20 protein-coding genes are annotated in these 21593 nt (G+C 71.8%); 3 read left to right on the top strand and 17 right to left on the bottom strand.

Going from position 1 to position 21593, the window contains the following annotated elements; translation table 11 throughout:
- Positions 1–23: 23 nt before the first annotated feature.
- The 12 genes from ACF08W_RS13985 to ACF08W_RS13930 form a co-directional block, all read right to left on the bottom strand.
- Positions 24–1130 carry a M24 family metallopeptidase gene (locus ACF08W_RS13985; RefSeq protein WP_352277405.1) on the bottom strand — a complete coding sequence of 369 codons (1107 nt, stop codon included), beginning with the start codon at positions 1128–1130 and terminating at the stop codon, positions 24–26.
- 65 nt (positions 1131–1195) lie between these two features.
- The gene (locus ACF08W_RS13980) at positions 1196–2020 is read right to left on the bottom strand and encodes a Pro-rich N-terminal domain-containing protein (RefSeq protein ID WP_385210897.1); all 825 of its coding nucleotides are present in this window, start codon (positions 2018–2020) and stop codon (positions 1196–1198) included.
- Positions 2021–2149: 129 nt separating this feature from the next.
- Positions 2150–2590: a type II 3-dehydroquinate dehydratase gene (aroQ, locus tag ACF08W_RS13975; protein ID WP_352277408.1), complete on the bottom strand. Its 441-nt coding sequence runs from the start codon at positions 2588–2590 to the stop codon at positions 2150–2152.
- Positions 2587–3681, bottom strand: coding sequence for a 3-dehydroquinate synthase (aroB, locus tag ACF08W_RS13970; protein ID WP_392279350.1), 1095 nt, complete (start codon positions 3679–3681; stop codon positions 2587–2589). Before aroB ends, aroQ begins: the two co-directional genes overlap by 4 nt.
- Positions 3678–4229 carry a shikimate kinase gene (locus ACF08W_RS13965; protein ID WP_352277411.1) on the bottom strand — a complete coding sequence of 184 codons (552 nt, stop codon included), beginning with the start codon at positions 4227–4229 and terminating at the stop codon, positions 3678–3680. Before ACF08W_RS13965 ends, aroB begins: the two co-directional genes overlap by 4 nt.
- Positions 4226–5410, bottom strand: coding sequence for a chorismate synthase (gene aroC, locus ACF08W_RS13960; protein WP_392279349.1), 1185 nt, complete (start codon positions 5408–5410; stop codon positions 4226–4228). Before aroC ends, ACF08W_RS13965 begins: the two co-directional genes overlap by 4 nt.
- 147 nt (positions 5411–5557) lie before the next feature.
- Positions 5558–6394: a shikimate dehydrogenase gene (locus tag ACF08W_RS13955; protein WP_392279348.1), complete on the bottom strand. Its 837-nt coding sequence runs from the start codon at positions 6392–6394 to the stop codon at positions 5558–5560.
- Positions 6381–8171 (bottom strand): endolytic transglycosylase MltG, encoded by a 1791-nt coding sequence (gene mltG / locus ACF08W_RS13950; RefSeq protein WP_392279347.1) that lies wholly within the window; start codon positions 8169–8171, stop codon positions 6381–6383. Before mltG ends, ACF08W_RS13955 begins: the two co-directional genes overlap by 14 nt.
- Positions 8172–8266: 95 nt before the next feature.
- The gene (gene ruvX, locus ACF08W_RS13945; RefSeq protein WP_352277415.1) at positions 8267–8740 is read right to left on the bottom strand and encodes a Holliday junction resolvase RuvX; all 474 of its coding nucleotides are present in this window, start codon (positions 8738–8740) and stop codon (positions 8267–8269) included.
- 8 nt (positions 8741–8748) lie between these two features.
- Entirely contained in the window at positions 8749–11418 is a 2670-nt protein-coding gene (gene alaS / locus ACF08W_RS13940) for an alanine--tRNA ligase (protein WP_392279346.1), read from the bottom strand.
- The gene (locus ACF08W_RS13935; RefSeq protein ID WP_352277418.1) at positions 11418–11741 is read right to left on the bottom strand and encodes a hypothetical protein; all 324 of its coding nucleotides are present in this window, start codon (positions 11739–11741) and stop codon (positions 11418–11420) included. The genes alaS and ACF08W_RS13935 overlap by 1 nt, the downstream gene beginning before the upstream one ends.
- Before the next feature lie 6 nt (positions 11742–11747).
- The gene (locus tag ACF08W_RS13930; RefSeq protein WP_352277601.1) at positions 11748–12185 is read right to left on the bottom strand and encodes a DUF948 domain-containing protein; all 438 of its coding nucleotides are present in this window, start codon (positions 12183–12185) and stop codon (positions 11748–11750) included.
- A 215-nt stretch (positions 12186–12400) separates the two neighbouring features.
- Between ACF08W_RS13930 and ACF08W_RS13925 the strand changes: the two genes are divergently transcribed.
- Positions 12401–14602 (top strand): ATP-binding protein, encoded by a 2202-nt coding sequence (locus ACF08W_RS13925; RefSeq protein ID WP_392279345.1) that lies wholly within the window; start codon positions 12401–12403, stop codon positions 14600–14602.
- 16 nt (positions 14603–14618) lie between these two features.
- Here the strand turns inward: ACF08W_RS13925 and rpsD are convergent, their stop codons facing one another.
- Positions 14619–15233 (bottom strand): 30S ribosomal protein S4, encoded by a 615-nt coding sequence (gene rpsD / locus ACF08W_RS13920; RefSeq protein ID WP_352277422.1) that lies wholly within the window; start codon positions 15231–15233, stop codon positions 14619–14621.
- A gap of 188 nt (positions 15234–15421) precedes the next feature.
- Here rpsD and ACF08W_RS13915 point away from each other — a divergent pair, with 188 nt between their 5' ends.
- Complete coding sequence (locus ACF08W_RS13915; RefSeq protein WP_392279344.1) at positions 15422–16123, top strand: DUF2470 domain-containing protein; 702 nt, start codon at positions 15422–15424, stop codon at positions 16121–16123.
- 13 nt (positions 16124–16136) lie between these two features.
- Here the strand turns inward: ACF08W_RS13915 and ACF08W_RS13910 are convergent, their stop codons facing one another.
- From ACF08W_RS13910 to ACF08W_RS13895, 4 genes are all read right to left on the bottom strand, one after another.
- A complete protein-coding gene (locus tag ACF08W_RS13910) occupies positions 16137–17519 on the bottom strand; it encodes a replication-associated recombination protein A (RefSeq protein ID WP_352277424.1) in 1383 nt (460 codons plus the stop codon).
- 67 nt (positions 17520–17586) lie between these two features.
- Positions 17587–18222, bottom strand: coding sequence for a vitamin K epoxide reductase family protein (locus ACF08W_RS13905; protein WP_392279343.1), 636 nt, complete (start codon positions 18220–18222; stop codon positions 17587–17589).
- A 360-nt stretch (positions 18223–18582) separates the two neighbouring features.
- Positions 18583–19848 (bottom strand): histidine--tRNA ligase, encoded by a 1266-nt coding sequence (hisS, locus tag ACF08W_RS13900; protein WP_352277427.1) that lies wholly within the window; start codon positions 19846–19848, stop codon positions 18583–18585.
- Between the two features lie 13 nt (positions 19849–19861).
- Positions 19862–20548 (bottom strand): MBL fold metallo-hydrolase, encoded by a 687-nt coding sequence (locus ACF08W_RS13895; RefSeq protein ID WP_352277428.1) that lies wholly within the window; start codon positions 20546–20548, stop codon positions 19862–19864.
- A gap of 150 nt (positions 20549–20698) precedes the next feature.
- Between ACF08W_RS13895 and ACF08W_RS13890 the strand changes: the two genes are divergently transcribed.
- Positions 20699–21478, top strand: a complete 780-nt coding sequence (locus ACF08W_RS13890) for a peptidylprolyl isomerase (RefSeq protein WP_352277430.1) — start codon at positions 20699–20701, stop codon at positions 21476–21478.
- Positions 21479–21593: the final 115 nt, after the last annotated feature.

Here is a 21593-nt window from a genome sequence, read left to right as displayed (position 1 = left end):
TGGTGGACGACCGAGGATCCGCGCTAGAGCGCGAGCAGCTCCTTGGTCGTGATGGTGAGTAGCTCGGGTCCGCCGTCCGCCTCGGGGCGCACGACGAGCGTGTCATCGATCCGGACTCCGCCCCGGCCCGGGAGGTGGACCCCCGGTTCGACGGTGACCGGCACACAAGCGTCCAGTTTACCCATGGCCGCAGGTGCCAACTGCGGGTCCTCGTCGATTTCGAGTCCCACCCCGTGCCCGGTCCAGGGCGCCAGGCTCCCGCCGTGCCCCGCGGAGTCCAGCAGATTCCGGGCCGCGTGGTCCACGTCCCGGTAGGCGGCGCCCGGCACGAGCGCCTCGCGGCCGGCCCTCTGAGCGGCGAAAACGAGGTCGTAGAGCTCGATCTGCCAGTCGGCCGGCGCCGTCCCGATGACGAAGGTGCGGCCGATCTCGCAACGGTAGCCGCGGTAGCTCGCGCCCAGACAGACGGAGAGGAAATCCCCTTCCTCGACCCGTCGGTCCGAGGGGTGGTGGCGGCCCCGGCCGGAATTCGGCCCGGTGGCCACCGAGGTGGCGAAGGCGGGGCCGTCGGCGCCGTGGTCCACCAGACGGCGCTCCAGCTCCAGGGCGAGATGCCGCTCGGTGCGGCCGACCAGGATGGACTCCAGGAGTTCGCCCAGGGCCTGGTCGGTGATCTCGGCGGCGATCCGCAGACAGGCGATCTCCTCCTCGTCCTTGACCACCCGCTGCTGCTCGACGGCGGTCCCGAGGTCGGCCAGCCGCAGTCTCGGCGCGACGGAGCCCATGGCGCGGTGGCGGGCGACCGTCAGATGGTGCTCCTCCACGGCGAGGGACTCCGCTCCGGAGGAACCGGCCAGATCGGCGGCCGCCACCGCCGGGTCCCCGCCCGCGACGGGCAGCACCGACACCCGCAGCCGGTCGTCGGTCCGCCCCTCGGTGTGCTCGCCGCCCGGTTCGCGCGGCGAGAACAGCACGTCCTCGCCGGGGCCGAGCAGCAGCACGGCTCCCGGTGGCGCACCGCCCGCGAGATAGCGGACGTTGGCGGGGCGGGAGACCAGGGCGGCCGCGGCACCCGCGGCGGCGCACCGGTCGCGGAGCGCTCCGCGGCGGACGGCGTACACCTCTGACATGCCACGAGCCTACGAGCGGGGGCGCGCGCCCGCGCGGTCAGCGCAGCCGACCGGGGGGTGGGAATTCACCAGCTCGGCGGGGAGGCTATGGACCGGGCGAGGATGTCGTCCAGGACCCGGGCGGTGGTCTCGACGTCGTAGGTCGAGTTGTCGATGATCGGGAGCCCGGAGCCGTACCAGCCGGCCATCCTGCCGTGGATCCTGGCGACCTCCTCGTCCGAGAGGCGGCGGTTGCCGCTGCGCTCGGCGTTGCGCTCCAGGACGATCTCCAGGCCGGGCAGCAGGACGACCGGCAGGAGCCCGGGGCCGACATGGCGCTTCCAGCCCCCGAGGCCGACGACCGGCCGGTCGGGGAAGACCGCGTCGTCGAGGATGCAGGAGATGCCGTTGGCGAGGAAGTTGCGGGCGGCGAAGCCGCAGGTGCGGCGGGCCAGGCGGTACTGCGCCTCGGAGTGGTCGTTCCACCCGGCCTGCGGGTCGGCGAAGCCGGAGCAGACCCACTCGCGGACGTCGTCGAGGCTCACATGGGCGGTGGGGACCCGGCGACGGCTGGCCCAGAGCTTGGCGACCGTGGTCTTGCCGGCGCCGGCGGGGCCGATCAGCAGGACGGCGAGGGTCGCGCTGCCGGTGCCGGGCTCGGCGGGCGGCGCGGGCAGCGGCACCGGGCCGCCCGGCGGCAGCTGGACATGCCCGGTGGTCTCCCTGGGGGGCGGCCCGGGGGCGTGCTGCGGGGCCGGGCCGCTCCACCCGCCGGGGGCGGGCGGGGCGGCTGGCGGCGGGCCCGCCGGCAGGGGCGGGCCGGGGTGCTGGGCCTGGTGCGACCAGCCGCCAGGTCCGCCCGCGGGGCCCTGATGGGGCGGCGGCAGCGGGGCCCCCACTGCGTGCTGCATCCGGTGCCACTCCGTCTCGTACAGTCAACTGGCGCTGGTGGGACGGCAACCGTACCGTTCCCGGCCGCCACAGGGACAACGGGCGGGAAGCCGCCGCAGTGCCCGAACGGCCGGGAATCCTCCGGTCCGTCAGTCGGCGGGCCCGTCCGCCAGGGCGCGCAGGGCGAGGCGGTAGGAGTCGATGCCGAACCCGGCGACGGTTCCCGTGGCCACCGGTGCGACCACGGAGTGGTGGCGGAACTCCTCCCGCGCGTACGGGTTGGAGATGTGCACCTCGATCAGCGGCGCGGTGCGCTGGGCCGCCGCGTCCCGCATCCCGTACGAGTAGTGCGTGAAGGCCCCCGGGTTGAGAACGACCGGAATCGAACCGTCGGCGGCCTCGTGGAGCCAGCGGATCAGCTCGCCCTCGTCGTTGGTCTCCCGGACCTCGACGTCGAAGCCCAGCTCCTTGCCGAGGCTCCGGCAGGCGTCGACGAGTCCGGCGTAGGAGGTGGCTCCGTAGACGTCCGGCTCGCGGGAGCCGAGGCGGCCGAGGTTCGGCCCGTTGAGGACGAGCACCCGGCGCGTCACGCCGACACCTCCCCGTACGCGGCGAGCAGTACGGCCGGGTCGGGGCCCTCCAGGACGGTGGGCTTGCCGAGGCCGTCGAGGACGATGAAGCGCAGCAGGTCGCCGCGGGACTTCTTGTCGACCTTCATGGTCTCCAGCAGCCGGGGCCACTGGTCGCCCCGGTAGGTGAGCGGGAGCCCGACGGAGGCCAGGACGGCGCGGTGCCGGTCGGCGGTGGCGTCGTCGAGGCGTCCGGCCAGCCGGCCCAGTTCGGCGGCGAAGACCATGCCGACCGAGACGGCCGCGCCGTGCCGCCACTTGTAGCGCTCGTTCTTCTCGATGGCGTGGGCCAGGGTGTGGCCGTAGTTGAGGACCTCGCGCGGCCCGGACTCCTTGAGGTCGCCGGAGACGACCTCGGCCTTGACCCTGATGGCCCGTTCGATCAGCTCGGCGGTGTGCGGTCCGGTGGGCGTACGGGCGCCCTCCGGGTCCGCCTCGACCAGGTCGAGGATGACGGGGTCGGCGATGAATCCGGCCTTGATGACCTCGGCCATGCCGCTGACGTAGTCGTGGACGGGCAGCGAGTCCAGCGCGGCGAGGTCGCACAGGACCCCGGCCGGCGGGTGGAAGGCGCCGACGAGGTTCTTGCCCTCGGCGGTGTTGATGCCGGTCTTGCCGCCGACGGCCGCGTCGACCATGCCGAGCACGGTGGTGGGCACGGCGATCCAGCGCACCCCGCGCAGCCAGGTCGCCGCGACGAATCCGGCGACGTCGGTGGTGGCGCCGCCGCCGACGCCGACGATCACGTCGGTGCGGGTGAAGCCGGTCTGGCCCAGCGCCTTCCAGCAGTACGCCGCGACCTCGGCGGTCTTGGCCTCCTCGGCGTTCGGCAGCTGGATCGCGATGGCCTCGTAGCCCTGGTCGGCGAGGTCCTGGCGGACCGCCCCGCCGGTCTCGGCGAGCGCCTCGGGGTGGAGGACCGCGACACGCTTGGCGCGGTCGCCGATGAGCGTGGGCAGGTCGCCCAGCAGCTGCCGGCCGACCAGCACCTCGTACGGGTCGGTGCCCGCGCTGCCGGCGATCGCGATACGGGTGGGGGCCTGCTCGGTCATGTCTTCTCCTGGCCGGGGGCGGCGGGGCCGTCCCCGCGTTCCTGCGGTTCCAGTGCGTCGAGGACCGCGCGGGCGACCTCGTCGGGGGTGCGTCCGTCGGTGGCGACGGTCGCCCGCGCCACCTCGGTGTACAGAGGGCGGCGGGCCTCCATCAGCTCGCGCCACTGCCGGCGCGGGTTGACGGCGAGCAGCGGGCGGGCGGTGTTCAGCCCGACGCGCTTCACGGCCTCCTCGACGTCCATCGAGAGGTAGACGACGGGGTGTCCGGCGAGCAGCGCGCGGGTGGTGTCGTCGAGCACCGCGCCGCCGCCGAGGGAGAGGACGCCGGTGTGCTCGGCGAGGGCGGTGCGCACCGCCTGCCGCTCCAGCGCGCGGAAGTGCTCCTCGCCCTCGTCGAAGAAGATCTCCGGGATCGGCTTCCCGGCGACGGCGACCACGTCCGCGTCGGTGTCCCGGTAACCGGTGGAGAGCAGCCCGGCGAGCAGCTCCCCGACCGTGGACTTGCCGACGCCCATGGGGCCGACGAGGACGACCAGCGGGCCGCTCATCGGATGTGGAGGTGGTCGAGGTACGACTCCACGTTGCGCCGGGTCTCGGCGACGCTGTCGCCGCCGAACTTCTCCGCGACGGCGTCGGCGAGGACCAGCGCGACCATCGCCTCGGCGACGATGCCCGCGGCCGGAACGGCACAGACATCGGAGCGCTGGTGGTGGGCCTTGGCCGGTTCGCCGGTGACGACGTCGACGGTGGCGAGCGCGCGGGGGACGGTCGCGATCGGCTTCATCGCCGCGCGGACCCGCAGCAGCTCACCGGTGGTGAGACCGCCCTCGGTGCCGCCGGAACGGCCGGAGGCGCGCTTGATGCCGTCCTCGGTGACCAGGATCTCGTCGTGCGCCTGGGAGCCGGGCACCCGGGCCAGGTCGAAGCCGTCGCCGACCTCGACGCCCTTGATGGCCTGGATGCCCATCAGCGCGGCGGCGAGCCGGGCGTCGAGCCGCCGGTCCCAGTGCACGTGCGAGCCGAGGCCGACGGGCACGCCGTACGCCAGGACCTCGACGACGCCGCCGAGGGTGTCGCCGTCCTTGTGGGCCTGGTCGATCTCCGCGACCATCGCCTCGCTCGTGTCGGCGTCCAGGCAGCGCACCGGGTCGGCGTCGAGCCGCTCGACGTCGGCGGGCGTCGGGTAGACGCCGTAGGGCGCCTTGGCCGCGGCCAGCTCGACGACATGGCTGACGATCTCGATGCCCGTGGTCTCCTTGAGGTACGAGCGCGCCACGGTGCCGAGCGCGACGCGGGCCGCCGTCTCCCGGGCGCTGGCGCGCTCCAGGATCGGCCGGGCCTCGTCGAAGCCGTACTTCTGCATGCCCGCGAGGTCGGCGTGGCCGGGCCTCGGGCGGGTCAGCGGGGCGTTGCGGGCCAGCTCGGCCAGGGTGGCGGGGTCGACCGGGTCGGCCGCCATGACCTGCTCCCACTTGGGCCACTCGGTGTTGCCCACCATCACGGCGACCGGGGAGCCCATGGTCAGTCCGTGGCGCACCCCGCCGAGGAAGGTGACCTCGTCCTTCTCGAACTTCATCCGCGCACCGCGGCCATAACCGAGTCGTCGCCGGGCGAGTGCGTCCGCCACCATCTCCGTGGTGATCGGGACACCGGCGGGAAGACCCTCCAGCGTCGCCACGAGTGCGGGGCCGTGCGACTCCCCCGCGGTCAGCCAGCGCAACCTGCTCAACGGTGCTCCTCATGCTCGCGCCTGGAACTGCGACGGCGCGACCGGGTGCGCGGCCCTGGCCCGCCGCCCCGATCCTCCCACGACCGGGGCCCCGGCCCGCCCGCCGGTCCAGCAGACGGACGGCCCGCGCCGGGCTCCGCCCCTGCCTCAGCGCCCCGCGAGAGCCGCTTCGCCGGCCAGCCGCATGGCCGGGAGCGGCGCGGGCGCACGGCCGGTCATCTGCTCGACCTGGAGCACGGCCTGATGCACCAAGAGGTCGAGACCTCCGACCACTGCGCCGCCCCGCGCCGCCCAGTCGGCGGCGAGCCGGGTCGGCCACGGGTCGTACAGCACGTCGAAGAGGGTGCCGGGCCGCTCCGGCACGGCGGCGGCCAGGGAGTCCGTGGTTCCGGCGGGGGTGGTGGCGACGACCAGCGGGGCGCTCAGCGCCCGCCCGGCCTCCGCCCAGTCGGCGGTCCGGACGTCGACGCCGAGGCGCTCGCCCCAGCCGCGCATCTCCCGGGCCCGTTCCGGGCTGCGGACGTATGCCGTGACCGGTCCCGCGCAGATCTTGGACAGCGCGGCGAGTGCCGAGGAGGCGGTGGCCCCGGCGCCGAGCACGGCGGCGGACTCGACCTTCTCCACACCCCGTTCGCGCAGTGCGGCGACCATGCCGGGGATATCGGTGTTGTCGCCGGTCCGGCGGCCGTCCTCGGTGAGGACGACCGTGTTGACGGCCTCCACCGAGGCCGCGGTCGCGCTGACGGAGTCCAGCAGCGGAATGACCGCCCGCTTCAGCGGCATGGTCAGCGAGAGCCCGGCCCAGGTCGGGTCGAGCCCCGCCATGAATGCGGCCAGACCGTCCTCGACCATCTCGAACCGGTCGTACGTCCAGTGGGTGAGGCCGAGTTCCGCATAGGCGGCCCGGTGCAGGACCGGGGAGAGCGAGTGCGCGATGGGCGATCCGAGAACGGCGGCACGGCACCGCCGGTCAGCCGAGGCCATGCTGTTCCTTGAACTTCTCGTTGAGCTTGTCGTGCTCGGCGGCCGTCTTGGTGAACTGGGTCTTCTTGCCGTCGAGCGAGATGAAGAACATCCACCCGTCGCCGGTGGGGTTGAGCGTGGCGCGCAGGGCCTCGTCGCCGGGGTTGCTGATGGGCCCGGGCGGCAGACCGGCGTGGTAATAGGTGTTGTACGGGTCCGGGTTGGTGTGGACCTCGTTCGACCCGATCTTGATCTTGCTCTGCTTCTTCAGGTAGTTGAACGAGGAGTCGAACTGGAGCTTGCGATTGGTGACGATGTTGTCGGGCTCGAGGCGGTTGTAGACAACCTCGGCCATCTTGCGGAAGTCGTCGTGCGTGAGCCCCTCCGCCTGAACCAGGCTGGCGACGGTGAGAACCTGCCAGGGGCCGTCCAGCTTGTACTTCTTGGCCGTTTTTTCGAGGTCGAGCTTCTTGTACTCCTCGTTGGAGCGGGAGACCATCTGCTTGAGGACGGCCTCCGGCTTGGTCTCCTTGGTGACCGAATACGCGGCCGGGAAGAGGAAGCCCTCCAGCGGGTCCTTGATGTCCTTGTTCTTACCCGCCCAGCCCGGCAGGCCCAGTTTCGACGCGTCGGACTTGGCGATGTCCTCGGTCGTCCCCTTCTTGAGGCCGAGCCTCTTGTCGATGAGCTCGTAGACGGCGGCGTTGCGCCATCCCTCGGGAATCACCAGAAGGTTCTGGCTCTTCGGGTCGACCAGCATCTTCACGGCCTCGGCCGCGGACATTTCCTTGCGGAGCAGGTAGACGCCCGCCTGGATGGAGTTGCCCTTGGGGTTCTCGTTCTGCGCCGCGACGAACGCGTCGACGCTCTTGACGACGCCCTTCTTCTTCAGGATGTTGCCGATGTCGGCCCCGTAAGCGCCCTTCTCGATCTCGACCTCGACCTGGCCGGTGCCCGCGCCGGAGTAGTCGGGCGCCGAGCCGTACCGGTCCTTGAAGAAGCCGTAGCCGAGGTAGACGATCCCGCCGAGGCCGCCGGCCAGGACCAGCGAGACGACCAGACAGGCGCAGCCGTTGCGGCTCTTCTTCTTGCCCTTGCCGCGGCGCTCGCCGCCGCGTCCGCCACGGCGGGACACGCGCGAGTCGTCCTCGTCGCCGTCCTCGTCGTAGCCGTCGTCGTCCTGGTCACGGGTGCGCCTGCGGGAACCCCGGTCGTCCCCGTCGGCGTCGCGCTCGTCCGTGCCCGTGAAGAAGGGGTGGGTCTCCTCCGGCTGGACCTCGGGGTCCCAGTCCGGGTTCGGCGCCGGTTCCTGCTGCGGGGCGGCCTCGCGGCGGCCCGGGGGCTGCGGCGGCGGGTAGGCCTCCGGGGTGCCGTAGTAGTCGTGCGCCTCCGGGTAGCCGCCCTGCCCCCCGCCGTACGGGTCGGCCGGCTGGGGGGCGTAGGGCATCGCACCCTGCTGCTGCCCGGTCTGCCAGCCGCCGTCGCCGTAGCCCGGCTGAGCGGGCTGCTGGGGCTGGGGCTGCTGGTGTCCCTGCTGGGCGTACGGGTCCTGCGGGACTCCGTAACCGGGCTGCTGTTCGTACTGCTGCTGGGCGTACGGGTCGTGCGCCTGCGGCTGCTGCTGCGCGTACGGGTCGTGCGGCTGCTGGGCGTACGGATCGTGCGGGTAGGACTGCTGCTGGCCGCCGTACTGGTTCTGGCCGTGGGCGGGCTGCTGTCCTCCCCATCCCTGGTCCCCGTACAAGGGGTCCTCGGGATGCCACGGTTCGGAGCCGGGGCCCCGGCCATACTCAGTCATCGATCCCCTAGAGCCGCGAGACGACGTTCCGTCTCTTGCTGTGCGGTATTTGTTCGACACACCGCCGCATCGCGCGGAACGTTACCGTATCGCGATCAGCCAACCACCTCGACGGCTTCCCCGGGCGGACGGCCCGAGGCCCGCTCGGACTCCAGAGCGTTCTGAAGGATCACCACAGCGGCAGCCTGGTCGATGACGGATCGCCCTTTCTTGGACTTCACGCCCGAAGCGCGGAGCCCTTGGCTCGCCGTCACTGTGGTCATCCTCTCGTCCACCAATCGCACCGGAACGGGTGCGGCCGAGCGGGCGACCTCCTGGGCGAAGACCCTGATCTTGGCGGCGGCGGGCCCCTCGCCGCCGCCGAGGGACCTCGGCAGGCCGATGATGATCTCGATCGGCTCGTACTCCTCGACGATCTGCCCGAGCCGCCGGTGGGCCGCCGGGACGTCGCGTCCCGGAACGGTCTCCACCGGCGTCGCGAGGATCCCGTCGGGGTCGCAGGAAGCGACCCCGATCCGGGCGTCCCCGACGTCGATCGCGAGGCGACGGCCCCGGCGCATCTGCGTCATGCCCGGCGTCACGCCGTTTCGGTGACGAGGCGCTCGACGGCGGACACGGCGGCGCCGATCGCCTCCGGGTCCTGGCCACCGCCCTGGGCGACGTCCGGCTTGCCGCCGCCACCGCCGCCGAGGGTCTTGGCCGCGGCACGGACCAGGTCACCGGCCTTGAGACCGCGCTCACGGGCCGCCTCGTTGGTCGCGATGACGGTCAGCGGACGGCCGTTGGCCGTGGTGAACAGGGCGACGACGGCCGGCCGGCCGCCCTGGATGCGGCCGCGGACGTCGAGGACGAGCCGGCGCAGGTCGTCGGCCGAGGTGCCGTCGGGCACCTGTCCGGTGACCAGGGCGACGCCCCGTACGTCCTTGGCGGACTCGGCCAGTCCGGCGGCGGCCTGGAGGACCTTCTCCGCGCGGAACTTCTCGATCTCCTTCTCGGCGTCCTTCAGCTTGCCGAGCATGCCGGCGATCTTCTCGGGCAGCTCCTCCGGGCGTCCCTTGACCAGCTCCTGGAGCTGGGCGACGACGGTGTGCTCCTTGGCGAGGAAGTTGTACGCGTCGACGCCGACCAGGGCCTCGATGCGGCGCACGCCGGAACCGATGGACGACTCCCCGAGCAGCTTCACCAGACCCAGCTGGGCGGTGTTGTGGACGTGCGTACCGCCGCACAGCTCCTTGGAGAAGTCGCCGATGGTGACGACCCGGACCCGCTCGCCGTACTTCTCGCCAAACTCGGCGATGGCGCCCTGCTTCTTGGCCTCGTCGATCGACATGACCTCGGCCTGGACGTCGAGTTCGCGCGCGAGCACGTCGTTGATCTTCTGCTCGACGTCGGTCATGACCGTGCCGGGGACGGCGTTCGGCGAACCGAAGTCGAAGCGGAAGCGGCCGGGCTGGTTCTCGGAACCGGCCTGGGCGGCCGTCGGGCCGAGCGCGTCGCGCAGGGCCTGGTGGGTGAGGTGCGTGGCGGAGTGGGCGCGGGCGATGGCCCGGCGGCGCTTCACGTCGATCGAGGCGTACGCCGGAGCACCGACGGTGACCTCGCCGACCTGGACGACACCCTTGTGGACGTGGACGCCGGGGACCGGCTTCTGCACGTCGCGGACCTCGATGACGGCGCCGGTGTCGAGCCGGATGCGGCCCTGGTCGGCGATCTGGCCGCCGCCCTCGGCGTAGAACGGGGTGCGGTCGAGGACGACCTCGACCTCGTCGCCCTCGGAGGCGGCCGGGGAGGAGACACCGTCGACGAGCAGGCCGACGATGACCGACTCCCCCTCGGTGGTCGTGTAGCCGGTGAAGTCGGTGGCGCCGGAGCTGTCGGCGACCTCGCGGTACGCGGACAGGTCGGCGTGGCCGGTCTTCTTGGCGCGGGCGTCCGCCTTGGCGCGGTCCCGCTGCTCCTTCATCAGGCGGCGGAAGCCCTCCTCGTCCACGGCGAGGCCCTGTTCGGCGGCCATCTCCAGGGTGAGGTCGATCGGGAAGCCCCAGGTGTCGTGGAGCAGGAACGCCTTGTCACCGGCGAGGACGCTGCCACCGGCGGCCTTGGTCTCGGTGACGGCGGTGTCGAGGATGTTGGTGCCGCCCTTGAGGGCCTTGAGGAAGGCGGCCTCCTCGGCGAGGGCGACGGTCTCGATGCGCTTGCGGTCGGTGATCAGCTCGGAGTACTGCTGCCCCATCGTGTCGATCACGACGTCGACCAGGTCCTTGACGACCGGCCCGGTGGCGCCCAACAGGCGCATGTTGCGGACGGCGCGGCGCATGATGCGGCGCAGCACGTAGCCGCGGCCCTCGTTGCCCGGGGTGACGCCGTCACCGATGAGCATCACGGAGGTGCGGATGTGGTCGGCGACGACCCGGAGCGAGACGTCCGAGCCGTGCTCGGCGCCGTAGCGGACGCCGGTCAGCTCGGTGGCCTTGTCCATGACGACGCGCAGGGTGTCGGTCTCGTACATGTTCTGCACGCCCTGCAGGATCATCGCGAGGCGTTCCAGGCCGAGGCCGGTGTCGATGTTCTTCGACGGCAGGTCGCCGAGGATCGGGAAGTCCTCCTTGCCGTCGCCCGCGCCGCGCTCGTACTGCATGAAGACCAGGTTCCAGATCTCCACGTACCGCTCGTCGTTGACGGCCGGGCCGCCCTCGACGCCGAACTCGGGGCCGCGGTCGTAGTTGATCTCGGAGCAGGGGCCGCAGGGGCCGGGGACGCCCATGGACCAGAAGTTGTCCTTCTTGCCCAGGCGCTGGATGCGCTCGGCCGGGACGCCGACCTTCTCGCGCCAGATCCGCTCGGCCTCGTCGTCGTCGAGGTAGACGGTGATCCACAGCCGCTCGGGGTCGAGGCCGAAGCCGCCGTCCTCGACGGAGCTGGTGAGCAGCTCCCAGGAGAGCGTGATGGCGCCCTCCTTGAAGTAGTCGCCGAAGGAGAAGTTGCCGCACATCTGGAAGAACGTGCCGTGCCGGGTGGTCTTGCCGACCTCCTCGATGTCCGGCGTACGGACGCACTTCTGCACGCTGGTGACGCGCGGGGCCGGGGGCTTGACCTCGCCGAGGAAGTACGGCTTGAAGGGGACCATGCCCGCGGGGACCAGGAGCAGAGTCGGGTCGTCCGCGATGAGCGACGCCGAAGGGACGACGGTGTGACCGCGCTCCTCGAAGAAGCTCAGCCAGCGGCGACGAATTTCTGCCGACTCCATCAGTGGTCCTCATTCCGGTTGTACGACTTATAGGGGAGCTTGCGGTGTTCGGTGGTCACGACGAGGTGCGGCCGGACCGGAAGGTCCTGGTCGACCGGTGCCTCCAGCCCCAGCGCCTCGCCCAGTTCGGCCTCGCGCCGGACCATGGACTCCCGGACGTCCAGAGCGAAGTCCTTGAGCCGGTGTCCCGTCTCGATCGCCCGGTCGGCGGCCTGCGCCGCGAGGCTCTCGGGGGTGAGCTGCTTGAGCTTCTGATTCACCTTGGCCGTGGCCCAGACACCGGCGGCGGCACCTGCGGCGAACCAGAACGTACGGCGGAACATGCTGCGTCAGTCCTTCGGTCCGCGGGAACTTCTGCCGTTGCGCTTCCGGCCGCGCGCGGACGGCACCGCGCGGCCGACGATCACCTGCCGGCGGGGGGCCTCCGGTTCGGCTCCGGTCCTGCGGCCGATGGCCCGGCGCACCCCGTAACCGAACGCGGCGACCTTGACGAGCGGGCCGCCGAAGGTCGAGGCGACCGTGGTGGACAGCGCGGAGGCGTTCGACGTGACCTCCTGGACGTCCGTCGCGATCGCGTCGACCTTGTCGAGCTGGGTCTGCGCGGAACGCACGGTGGCGGAGGCGTCGGCGAGCAGCGGAACGGCCTGCTCGGTCACGTCCGCCACGAGCTTGGTCGTCGCCCTGAGCGTCTGGGCCAGCCTCACCAGCACGACGGCGAGGAACGAGACCAGGATCGCCCAGAAGACGGCCACCAGGATCCCGGCCACCTCTCCACCGGACACAGTGCACCGCTCTCTCGGTCGTCGCTGTCTTCGTACTGTCTCTTGTTCGGTCCGGCGACGGCCGTGGTCACGGCCGGTCGTCGTCCCTTGAGCCTATCGCGCCGGTGGTCGCACCCCGTACCGCATTACCCGGGGAAACGTCGAGGGGCACCCGGACGAGATTGTACGGAGAGCCTCCGCACCAGTACTCTGCGTGTTTCATGCGACGCCCCCAGCGCCCCGTTGCGTCCCCCCACGTTCCCCACGCCCGGACCGGCCCCGGGAACCTCCCGGCGGAGCTGAACAGATTCGTCGGACGGGAGAACGAACTCGTCCGCCTCGCCCAGCTCCTGGAGGAGTCCAGGCTGGTCACGGTGGTCGGCGTCGGCGGGGTGGGCAAGACCCGCTGCGCCGTCCGCGTCGCCGGTCTTCTGGAGAAACGGTACTGCGACGGCGTCTGGATGGCGGAGCTCACCACCCTCCACGACCCCGAGCTGCTGGAGCACGCCCTGGTCGACGCGCTCGGGCTCTCCGGCCATGTCGGCAGGGCGCCCCGCGCCACCCTCGCCGAGCATCTGGCCACGCGCCGGCTGCTGCTGGTGATCGACGGCTTCGAGCAGCTCGTGGACGCCTGCGCCTCGCTGGTGCGGGATCTGCTGCGCCGGGCCCCGGGGCTGCGGGTGCTGGCCGTCGGGCGGCTGCCGCTGGAGCTGGCCGGGGAGGTGGTCTTCCCGCTGCCGCCGATGTCGGACGCGGACGCGGTGCTGCTGTTCGAGGAGCGGGCCGCCGCGGTCCGCCCGGAGTCCCGGCCGGCCGACGACGAGCGCGAGGCCGCCCGGGAGCTCTGCCGCCGCCTGGACGGAATCCCGCTCGCCCTGGAGCTGGCCGCCGGACGGCTGCGCGCCCTGTCCACCGTCCAGCTGCTGCAGCGTCTGGACGACCGCTTCCGGCTGCTCACCGGTTCGAACCGCAGCGCGCCCGCCCGCCACCAGACCCTGCGTACCGCCATCGGCTGGAGCCACGAGCTGTGCGCGCCGGAGCAGCGGCTGCTCTGGGCACGGCTCTCGGTCTTCGCCGGACCGTTCGACCTGGAGGCCGTGGAGTACGTCTGCGGCGGGGCCGATCTGCCGGCCGACGCGATGCTCGACGTGCTCTCCGGGCTGCTGGCGCAGTCGGTCGTGGTGCGCGAGGACTCGGCGCACGGCACCCGCTACCGGATGCTGGACACGGTGCGGGAGTACGGCGCCGAGTGGCTGGCGGCCACCGAGGACACGGAGCGGCTGCGTCGGCGCCACCGGGACTGGTACCTGGGGCTCGCGACCTGGTGCGAGCTGGACTGGTTCGGCCCCCGGCAGGCCGAGGTGGCGGCGCGCGCCGGGAGCGAGCTGCCCAATCTGCGGCGGGCGCTGGAGTGCTCGCTGGAGAATCCGGGCGAGGCCCATCTCGCGCAGCATCTGGCCGGCACGCTGTGGTTCCTCTGGGTGTGCTGCGGGCGGCTCTCGGAGGGGCGGCACTGGCTGGACCACGTGCTGGAGGAGGAGACCCCGTACGACTCCTCGCGGCTGAAGGCGCTGTGGGTGCTGGGACACGTGGCGGTGCTCCAGGGCGACCCGGTCGGCGCGGTCGCCGCGCTGCAGGAGTGCCGGGAGGCGGCGGAACGGGGCGACGACGCCGTGGCGCTCGCCTACGCGGCGCACCGGCTCGGGAGCCTGGCGCTCGTCACCGGCGACCTGGGCCGGGCGCGGGAGCTGCTGGACGACGCGGCGCGCCGTTACGGGGAGCTCGGCGAGCTGAACAGCAATGTGCTGATGGCCCGGGTCGAGCTGGCGACCGCGGTCGGGTTCGACGGGGACCCGGACGGGGCGGCCGCGATCTGCGAGGAGATCACGGCGGAGTGCGAGGACCACGGGGAGCTGTGGGCCCGGTCGTACGCGTGGTACGTGCTGGCCTTCGCGGCCGCCCGGCAGGGCCGTCCGGCACGGGCCCGGGAACTGCTCGGGCAGTCACTGACGATCAGTGGCGCCTTCCACGACCTGATCGGTTCGGTGCTCGCCCTGGAGTTGCTGGCGCTGGTCACGGTGGTGGAGGGCGACGCGGCGGAGGCGGCGGTGCTCCAGGGGGCCGCCGACCGGCTCTGGCCCTCGGTGGGGCTGCCGCTGTTCGGTTCGGCGCACTTCGGGCAGGTCCGGGCGCGGTGCGAGGAGCTGGCCCGCCGGGAGCTGGGGGACACCCGCTACGAGTCCGGACTGCGCGAGGGCGGGCGGCTGGATCCGGACGCGGCGGTGGCCAGGGCGCTGGGGAACGGCCCCGCGGTCCGGCGGCAGCCCCCGGCGCCCCGGCCCGGAGCGGTGGCGCCCCCCGGAAAACCACTCCGGCCCGCCCCTTCCCGTGCATCGGGAGGAAGCGGGCCGGAGCGCCGTTGAAACGACTACGCCTGGATCAGCGGGCGTAGTACTCGACGACGAGCTGCTCGTCGCAGATCACGGGGATTTCCTTGCGGTTCGGGTCCCGGTCAAGGCGGAAGGCCAGGGCCTTCAGGTTCACCTGCAGGTAGCGCGGGGTCTCGCCGTCGGTGTCGTTGCCACCCTCACGGGCCACCTGGAAGGGGACCTTGGAACGGCTGCGCTCGCGGACCTGCACGACATCGTCGGGACGCACGCGGAAGGACGGCTTGTCGACCTTGCCACCGTTGACCTCGATGTGGCCGTGGACGACCATCTGACGGGCCTGGTAGATGGTCTTGGCGATGCCCGAACGCAGAACCAGGGCGTCGAGACGGCGCTCCAGCTCGACGACGAGCGCCTCGCCCGTCTTGCCCTCGGCCTTCTTGGCGCGGTCGTAGGCGCGCGCCATCTGGCGCTCGCTGATGTCGTACTGGGCGCGAAGACGCTGCTTCTCCAGCAGACGGACCTTGTAGTCCGAGTTCTGCTTGCGGCCGCGGCCGTGCTCGCCCGGCGGGTAGGGGCGGGCCTCGAAGTACTTGACGGCCTTCGGCGTCAGCGCAATGCCGAGCGCGCGGCTCTTCTTGACCTTGGGACGCGACTGGTTAGGCACGTTCTCCAGACCTCCATCGTAGGTTAGGTTAGGCTCACCTTAGTTGAGGAGATCGCATGTCTCGCCCGGGGAACACCAGTCACTTCACGGACAGCACTGACAGCGTCGACACCCCTCGGGGTGCCGATACGACGGAGGACCGATCAGATCGTGGTCAGCCGCGCCCCAGCGGGCTTGAAACCACTCGGATGCCGTCAGCAGCCGAGCGCACACGAACTCTCGTACAGAGTACCTGCTCCGCCGTACTGCTCGTCCCCGGGCTGCGCCGTCTGCCCCGGGAGCAGCTGACGCCCCTGGCCAGGACGGTGGGACCGGAGGGCGATGTCTTCCTCGAACTGCCCACCGGCTCCCCCGTCGTACGGGCCGCCACGCACGCCCGGGCCGGGGAACCGGAGGCCGTGCTGGAGATCACGGACGTCGCCCCGGTCTCCGTCCCGCACCGCGTCCGCGGCCGGGCATGGGTCTCCGGCCGGCTGACCGCCGTCCCCGGCCTCTCGGGCCCCGGCCGCACGACGCTCCGGCTGGAGACCGGGGAGGCGTACGTGGACGACCTGTGGGGCACGGGGGAGGTCCGGCCCGAGGAACTGCGCGACGCGTCCGCCGACCCGTTCCTGGACCACGAGGCGGAACTGCTCCAGCATCTGGCCACGGCCCACGGCGAGCAGCTGCGGAGTCTGCGCGGACTGCTGGGCGGGCGGACGGCGGGCCGTTGCCCGGCCCATCTGCCCTCGGTCGTTCCGCTGGCGATGGACCGGCACGGACTGCGCGTGCGGCTGTGCGAGCCGGCCGGCCCGTACTACGACGCGCGCTTCGAGTTCCCCGAGCCGGTGCGGGACGCCGCCGGACTGAGCCACGCCGTACGGACCCTCTTCGAGGCGGCGGCGCGCTGACCGTCGCACCACCTCACCCCGAGGCCGGACCGGCCTCCTTGCCCGGGCCCGTACGGCCGAGCCGCTCGCGGACCCGGTCGACCACGTCGGCGTAGCGGGCCTCCGCGCCGTAGCGCGTCGGGCGGTAGTAGTGCCGGTCCCGGACCGCGTCCGGCGCGTACTGCTGGGCGGCGATGCCGCCGGGGACGTCGTGCGGGTAGACATAGCCCTGGGCGTGGCCGAGCTTGGCGGCGCCCTTGTAGTGGCCGTCGCGCAGGTGGGCCGGGACGGGGCCGGCGAGGCCCTTGCGCACGTCCTCCTGGGCGGCGGATATCGCCAGCGTCGCCGCGTTGGACTTGGGGGCCAGGGCGAGGGCGATGGTGGCGTGGCTCAGGGTGAGCGCCGCTTCCGGGAAACCGATCATGGCGACCGCCTGCGCGGCGGCCACGGCGGTGGGCAGCGCCGTGGGGTCGGCCAGGCCGATGTCCTCGCTGGCCGAGATCATCAGCCGGCGCGCGATGAACCGGGGGTCCTCCCCCGCCTCGATCATCCGGGCCAGGTAGTGGAGCGCGGCGTCCACGTCGGAGCCGCGGATCGACTTGATGAGCGCGCTCGCCACGTCGTAGTGCTGGTCGCCGTCCCGGTCGTAGGTGACGGCCGCGCGGTCGACGGTCTCCTCCAGCGTCTGGAGGCTGATCTCCTCCTCCCGCTTGTCCAGCGCCGCACCGGCCGCGGCCTCCAGAGCCGTCAGCGCCCGGCGGGCGTCACCGCCCGCGATGCGCAGCAGATGCGATTCGGCGTCCTCCGGCAGCGTCACCGCACCGCCGAGCCCGCGCTCGTCGGCCAGCGCCCGGCCGAGCAGCCCGCGCAGGTCGTCGTCGGTGAGCGGCTCCAGGGTGAGCAGCAGGGAGCGGGAGAGGAGCGGCGAGATGACCGAGAAGTAGGGGTTCTCGGTGGTCGCCGCGATCAGGGTGACCCAGCGGTTCTCGACCGCGGGGAGCAGGGAGTCCTGCTGCGCCTTGGAGAAGCGGTGGATCTCGTCGAGGAAGAGGACGGTCTCCTTGCCGTACCCCCCGGTGGCGCGGCGGGCGCCCTCGATGACGGCCCGCACCTCCTTGACGCCCGCGGTGATCGCCGAGAGCTCGACGAAGCGCTTGTTGGTGGCCTTGCTGACCACGTACGCCAGGGTCGTCTTCCCGATGCCGGGCGGGCCCCAGAGGATCACGGACGACGGGCCGGCCGGGCCGCCGTTCCCCTCCCCCACGAGGCGGCGCAGCGGCGAGCCCGGCTTGAGCAGATGCTGCTGGCCGACGACCTCGTCGAGGGTGCGGGGACGCATCCGGACGGCCAGGGGGCTGCCGGTCGGGTCCTTCTCCTGGCGGTCTTCGGCTGCTGCGGTGAAAAGGTCGGGCTCCACGTCTTGAAGCCTATGTCACGGCACTGACATCCCCGCCGGACCTGGCGATCGGGGGAGGGCCCGCCGGTCAGCTGGTCCAGAAGTCCCACCAGCGGGTCAGGATGAGCATGCCGATGACCCCGATCCACAGGACCGGCACTACCCAGTGGAACTCCGTGAGGCCGTTGCGGAGCCAGTTCGGCGCGGGGATGATCCGGTGCTTGATGTTGTGCGTGGTGACGTAGCAGAACATGAAGATCGTGGCGACCCAGGCCAGGCAGCACCAGAGGCAGAGCGAGTTGATGTTGTAGAGCGACTGGTACTGGAGCCAGGTGCAGAAGCCGACGCCGAACAGGGTTCCGGCGTTCATGCCGAGCCAGTACCAGCTGCGGAACCGGGCACCGGCGAGCAGGGCCAGGCCGATGCCGATGATCACGGGGTAGGTGGCCATGCCGAGCATCGGGTTCGGGAAGCCGAAGGCCGCCGCCTGCTCGCTCTTCATGATGTTGCCGCAGGCGACCACGGGGTTCAGGCTGCACCCCGGCGTGAAGTTGGGGTCCTCCAGCAGCTTGAACTTGTCGATCGTGATGACCCAGGCGGCCAGGAGCCCGGCGGCACCGGTGATCACCAGGAGCAGTGCGAACGCGCGACCGCCGCCGATGGTCCGCCCGCCGCCGTCCTCGTCCTGCTCGGAGGAGGGATGGTCAACCGTTGCAGTCGTCATATCGCCGTTCCATCAGTGAGTGGCCTGCTGGGCACGGGTCATTGTGCCGCAACCCGGCACCGGTCTTCCGTTCGATGAACATAAAGGTGTGCCCAAAGCTGCCCGCACGGCCGGTACGGGCTGCGGGGGTTGGAGGCGCCCGCACCGGCGCCGGGCTCCTGGCGGGGACCGAGTGGGCTCCTGGCGGGGACCGAGTCGCGGCTCACCCTCCTCAACGCGGCTCTGGGAAACCACGGTTGGCGTTTCCCCGTCAATTCCACCCGCTGGAATGAATCCACTCCCGCCGAGTTGACGCCGGGTGGGGTGGCCGCACACGCCGAAGGGGGCGGCGACGGAACCCCGTCACCGCCCCTCCGGGACCTATCGGCCCAGGCGCCCGCGGATCTCCCCGGCCACCTCGGCCAGGGCCACGGGCGTCTGCTCGCCGGACTCCATGTCCTTGAGCTGGACGACGCCCTCGGCCAGGTCGCGCTCGCCCGCGACGACCGTGAAGCGGGCCCCGGACCGGTTCGCGCTCTTCATCGCGCCCTTGAGGCCCCGGTTCCCGTACGCGAAGTCCGCCGCGACACCGTCGCGGCGCAGCTGCGTGACCACGCCGAAGAGCACCCGCCGGGCCTCCTCGCCGAGCGGTACCGCGAAGACGCTGGTGGTCGCGGGGAGTTCGAGCTCGACGCCCTCGGCCTCCAGCGCGAGCACCGTACGGTCCACGCCGAGCGCCCAGCCCACCGAGGGGAGCGCCGGGCCGCCGATCATCTCGGAGAGGCCGTCGTAGCGGCCGCCGCCGCCCACCGCGGACTGCGAGCCGAGCCCGTCGTGGACGAACTCGAAGGTGGTGCGGGTGTAGTAGTCGAGACCGCGGACGAGCTTCTCGTCGTCCTCGTAGACCACACCGGCCGCCGAGAGCAGGTCGCGCACCTCCTCGTGGTACGCCTTGCAGGCGTCGCACAGGTAGTCGCGCAGCACCGGGGCGCCGGTCAGCTGCTTCTGCACCTCGGCCCGCTTGTCGTCGAGGACCCGGAGCGGGTTGATCTCGATGCGGCGGCGGGTCTCCTCGTCCAGGTCGAGCTCGCGCAGGAAGGTCTGGAGGGCGTCCCGGTAGACGGGGCGGCACTCCTTGTCGCCCAGCGAGTTGAGCAGGATGCGGAAGTTCCGCAGGCCCAGCGTGCGGTATGCCTGGTCGGCCAGGATGATCAGCTCGGCGTCCAGCGCCGGGTCCTCGGCCCCGATCGCCTCGGCGCCGACCTGCGAGAAGTGCCGGTAGCGGCCCTTCTGCGGGCGCTCGTAGCGGTAGTAGGAACCGGAGTACCAGAGCTTCACCGGCAGGTTGCCGAGCTTGTGGAGGTTGGCCTCCAGCGCGGCGCGGAGCACCGAGGCGGTGCCCTCGGGGCGCAGGGCCAGCTGCGAGCCGCCCTTGGTGGTGAGGGTGTACATCTCCTTGGTCACGATGTCGGTGGACTCACCGACACCGCGCGAGAAGAGGGCGACGTCCTCGAAGCCGGGCGTCTCGATGTAGCCGTAGCCGGAGTTCTTCAGGGGCGCGGCGATCGCCTCGCGCACCGCGAGGTACTTGGCGGAGTCCGGCGGGGTCAGGTCGTACGTGCCCTTGGGGGCCTTGAAGGTGCTCACGGGGTTTTTCTCGTCACATTCCTCGTCGGGGCGCGTCCAGTCCGTTCAGGAACGGATTGGAGACGCGCTCGCGGCCGATGGTCGTCTGGGGGCCGTGGCCGGACAGCACCACGGTCGAGTCGTCGAGCGGCAGGCACACGCGGGCCAGCGACTCGAGCAGCTCGGCGTGGTCGCCACCGGGCAGGTCGGTGCGTCCGACGGAGCCGGCGAAGAGCAGGTCGCCCGAGAAGAGGACCTGCGGAACATCCGCGGCCTCGGGCATCCTGAACGTCACCGACCCCTTGGTATGGCCTGGCGCGTGCGCGACGGAGAACTCCATCCCGGCCAACTCCAGACGGGCACCGTCACTCAGCTCCTTGACGTCGTCCGGCTCCCCGATCGTCAGCTCGCCCATGAGCGGCATCCCGATGGAGCGGCCGAGGGCCTTCTCCGGGTCGCTCATCATGAACCGGTCCTCGGGGTGGATCCAGGCGGGGACGTCGTGCGCGCCGCACACCGGGACCACCGAGGCGACGTGGTCGATGTGGCCGTGGGTCAGTACGACGGCGACCGGCTTCAGCCGATGCTTCTTCAGCGCCTCCTCGACTCCGGAGGCGGCCTGGTGGCCCGGGTCGATGATCACGCACTCCTCGCCCGCGGCCGGGGCGACCAGATAGCAATTGGTCCCCCAGGCCCCTGCGGGGAACCCGGCAATGAGCACGATCGTCCTTAATGGTCGTCCGACGGCGGAACGCGACGGAGGGGGTCGCGGCAGTTCAGAGCCTACCGGCGCTCCTCATTCCACAGCTAACCCATATACGGTACGGGGCAGCCAAGGCCCGAACCCACGACCCAGCAAGGAGATCACCCGGTGGTCAGCAGCGATCAGCGGCGACGGCAGCTCGCCAGGGACAAGTTCCAGCGGCAGCAGCAGCGCCGGGAGGAGGCCCGCAACCGCAGGAAGCGGCTGACGATCATCATCGCGTCCTCGGTCGTGGCGGTGGCGGTCATCGGCGGGGCCTCCTACCTCGCCCTCAGCGGCGACGACACCAAGAAGGACACCGCGGACGCCGCCGCGAGCGCGAGCCCGTCGCCGAGCGAGGAGAGCAAGGCTCCCGAGCCCGCGATGAAGATCGACAAGAAGGCCGCGTACACGATGGCGCTGGGAACGAGCCAGGGCGACATCTCGTTCTCCATGGAGGCGGCGAAGACGCCGCACACCACGAACTCCTTCAAGTCGCTGGCCGACAAGGGCTTCTTCGACGGCACCAAGTGCCACCGGCTCACCACGCAGGGCATCTTCGTCCTGCAGTGCGGCGATCCCAAGGGCGACGGCACGGGCGGCCCCGGATACACCATCCCCGACGAGAACCTGGACGGTCTGGGCAAGCCCGGCAAGGACGGCACGGTGACGTACCCGGCGGGTACGGTCGCGATGGCGAACGCCGGACCGCAGACCGGCGGCAGCCAGTTCTTCCTGGTCTACAAGGACAGCAAGCTGCCGCCCAACTACACCCCGTTCGGCACGATGGACGACGCCTCGCTGAAGACCCTGGAGAAGATCGGGGCGGCGGGCGCGGTGGGCGGTGCGCCCGACGCCGCGCCGAAGAAGGAAGTGAAGATCACGAAGGCCACTGTCGACAAGTCGTGACCGGCCGGACCGCCTCCGGCGCCGCCGGGTGCGGGACTGATTTTTTTCGGTCGCGCTGAGTGCGGACAGCCGGGCGGCCGGTCGCCTAGATTGACGTTGTGCAGGGCGGGCGCTG

This window comes from Streptomyces sp. NPDC015144 (assembly GCF_043079735.1).
Lineage (GTDB): Bacteria > Actinomycetota > Actinomycetes > Streptomycetales > Streptomycetaceae > Streptomyces.
The sequence above is the reverse complement of the archived record's forward strand: the minus strand, read 5'-3'. Positions and strand labels throughout refer to the sequence as shown.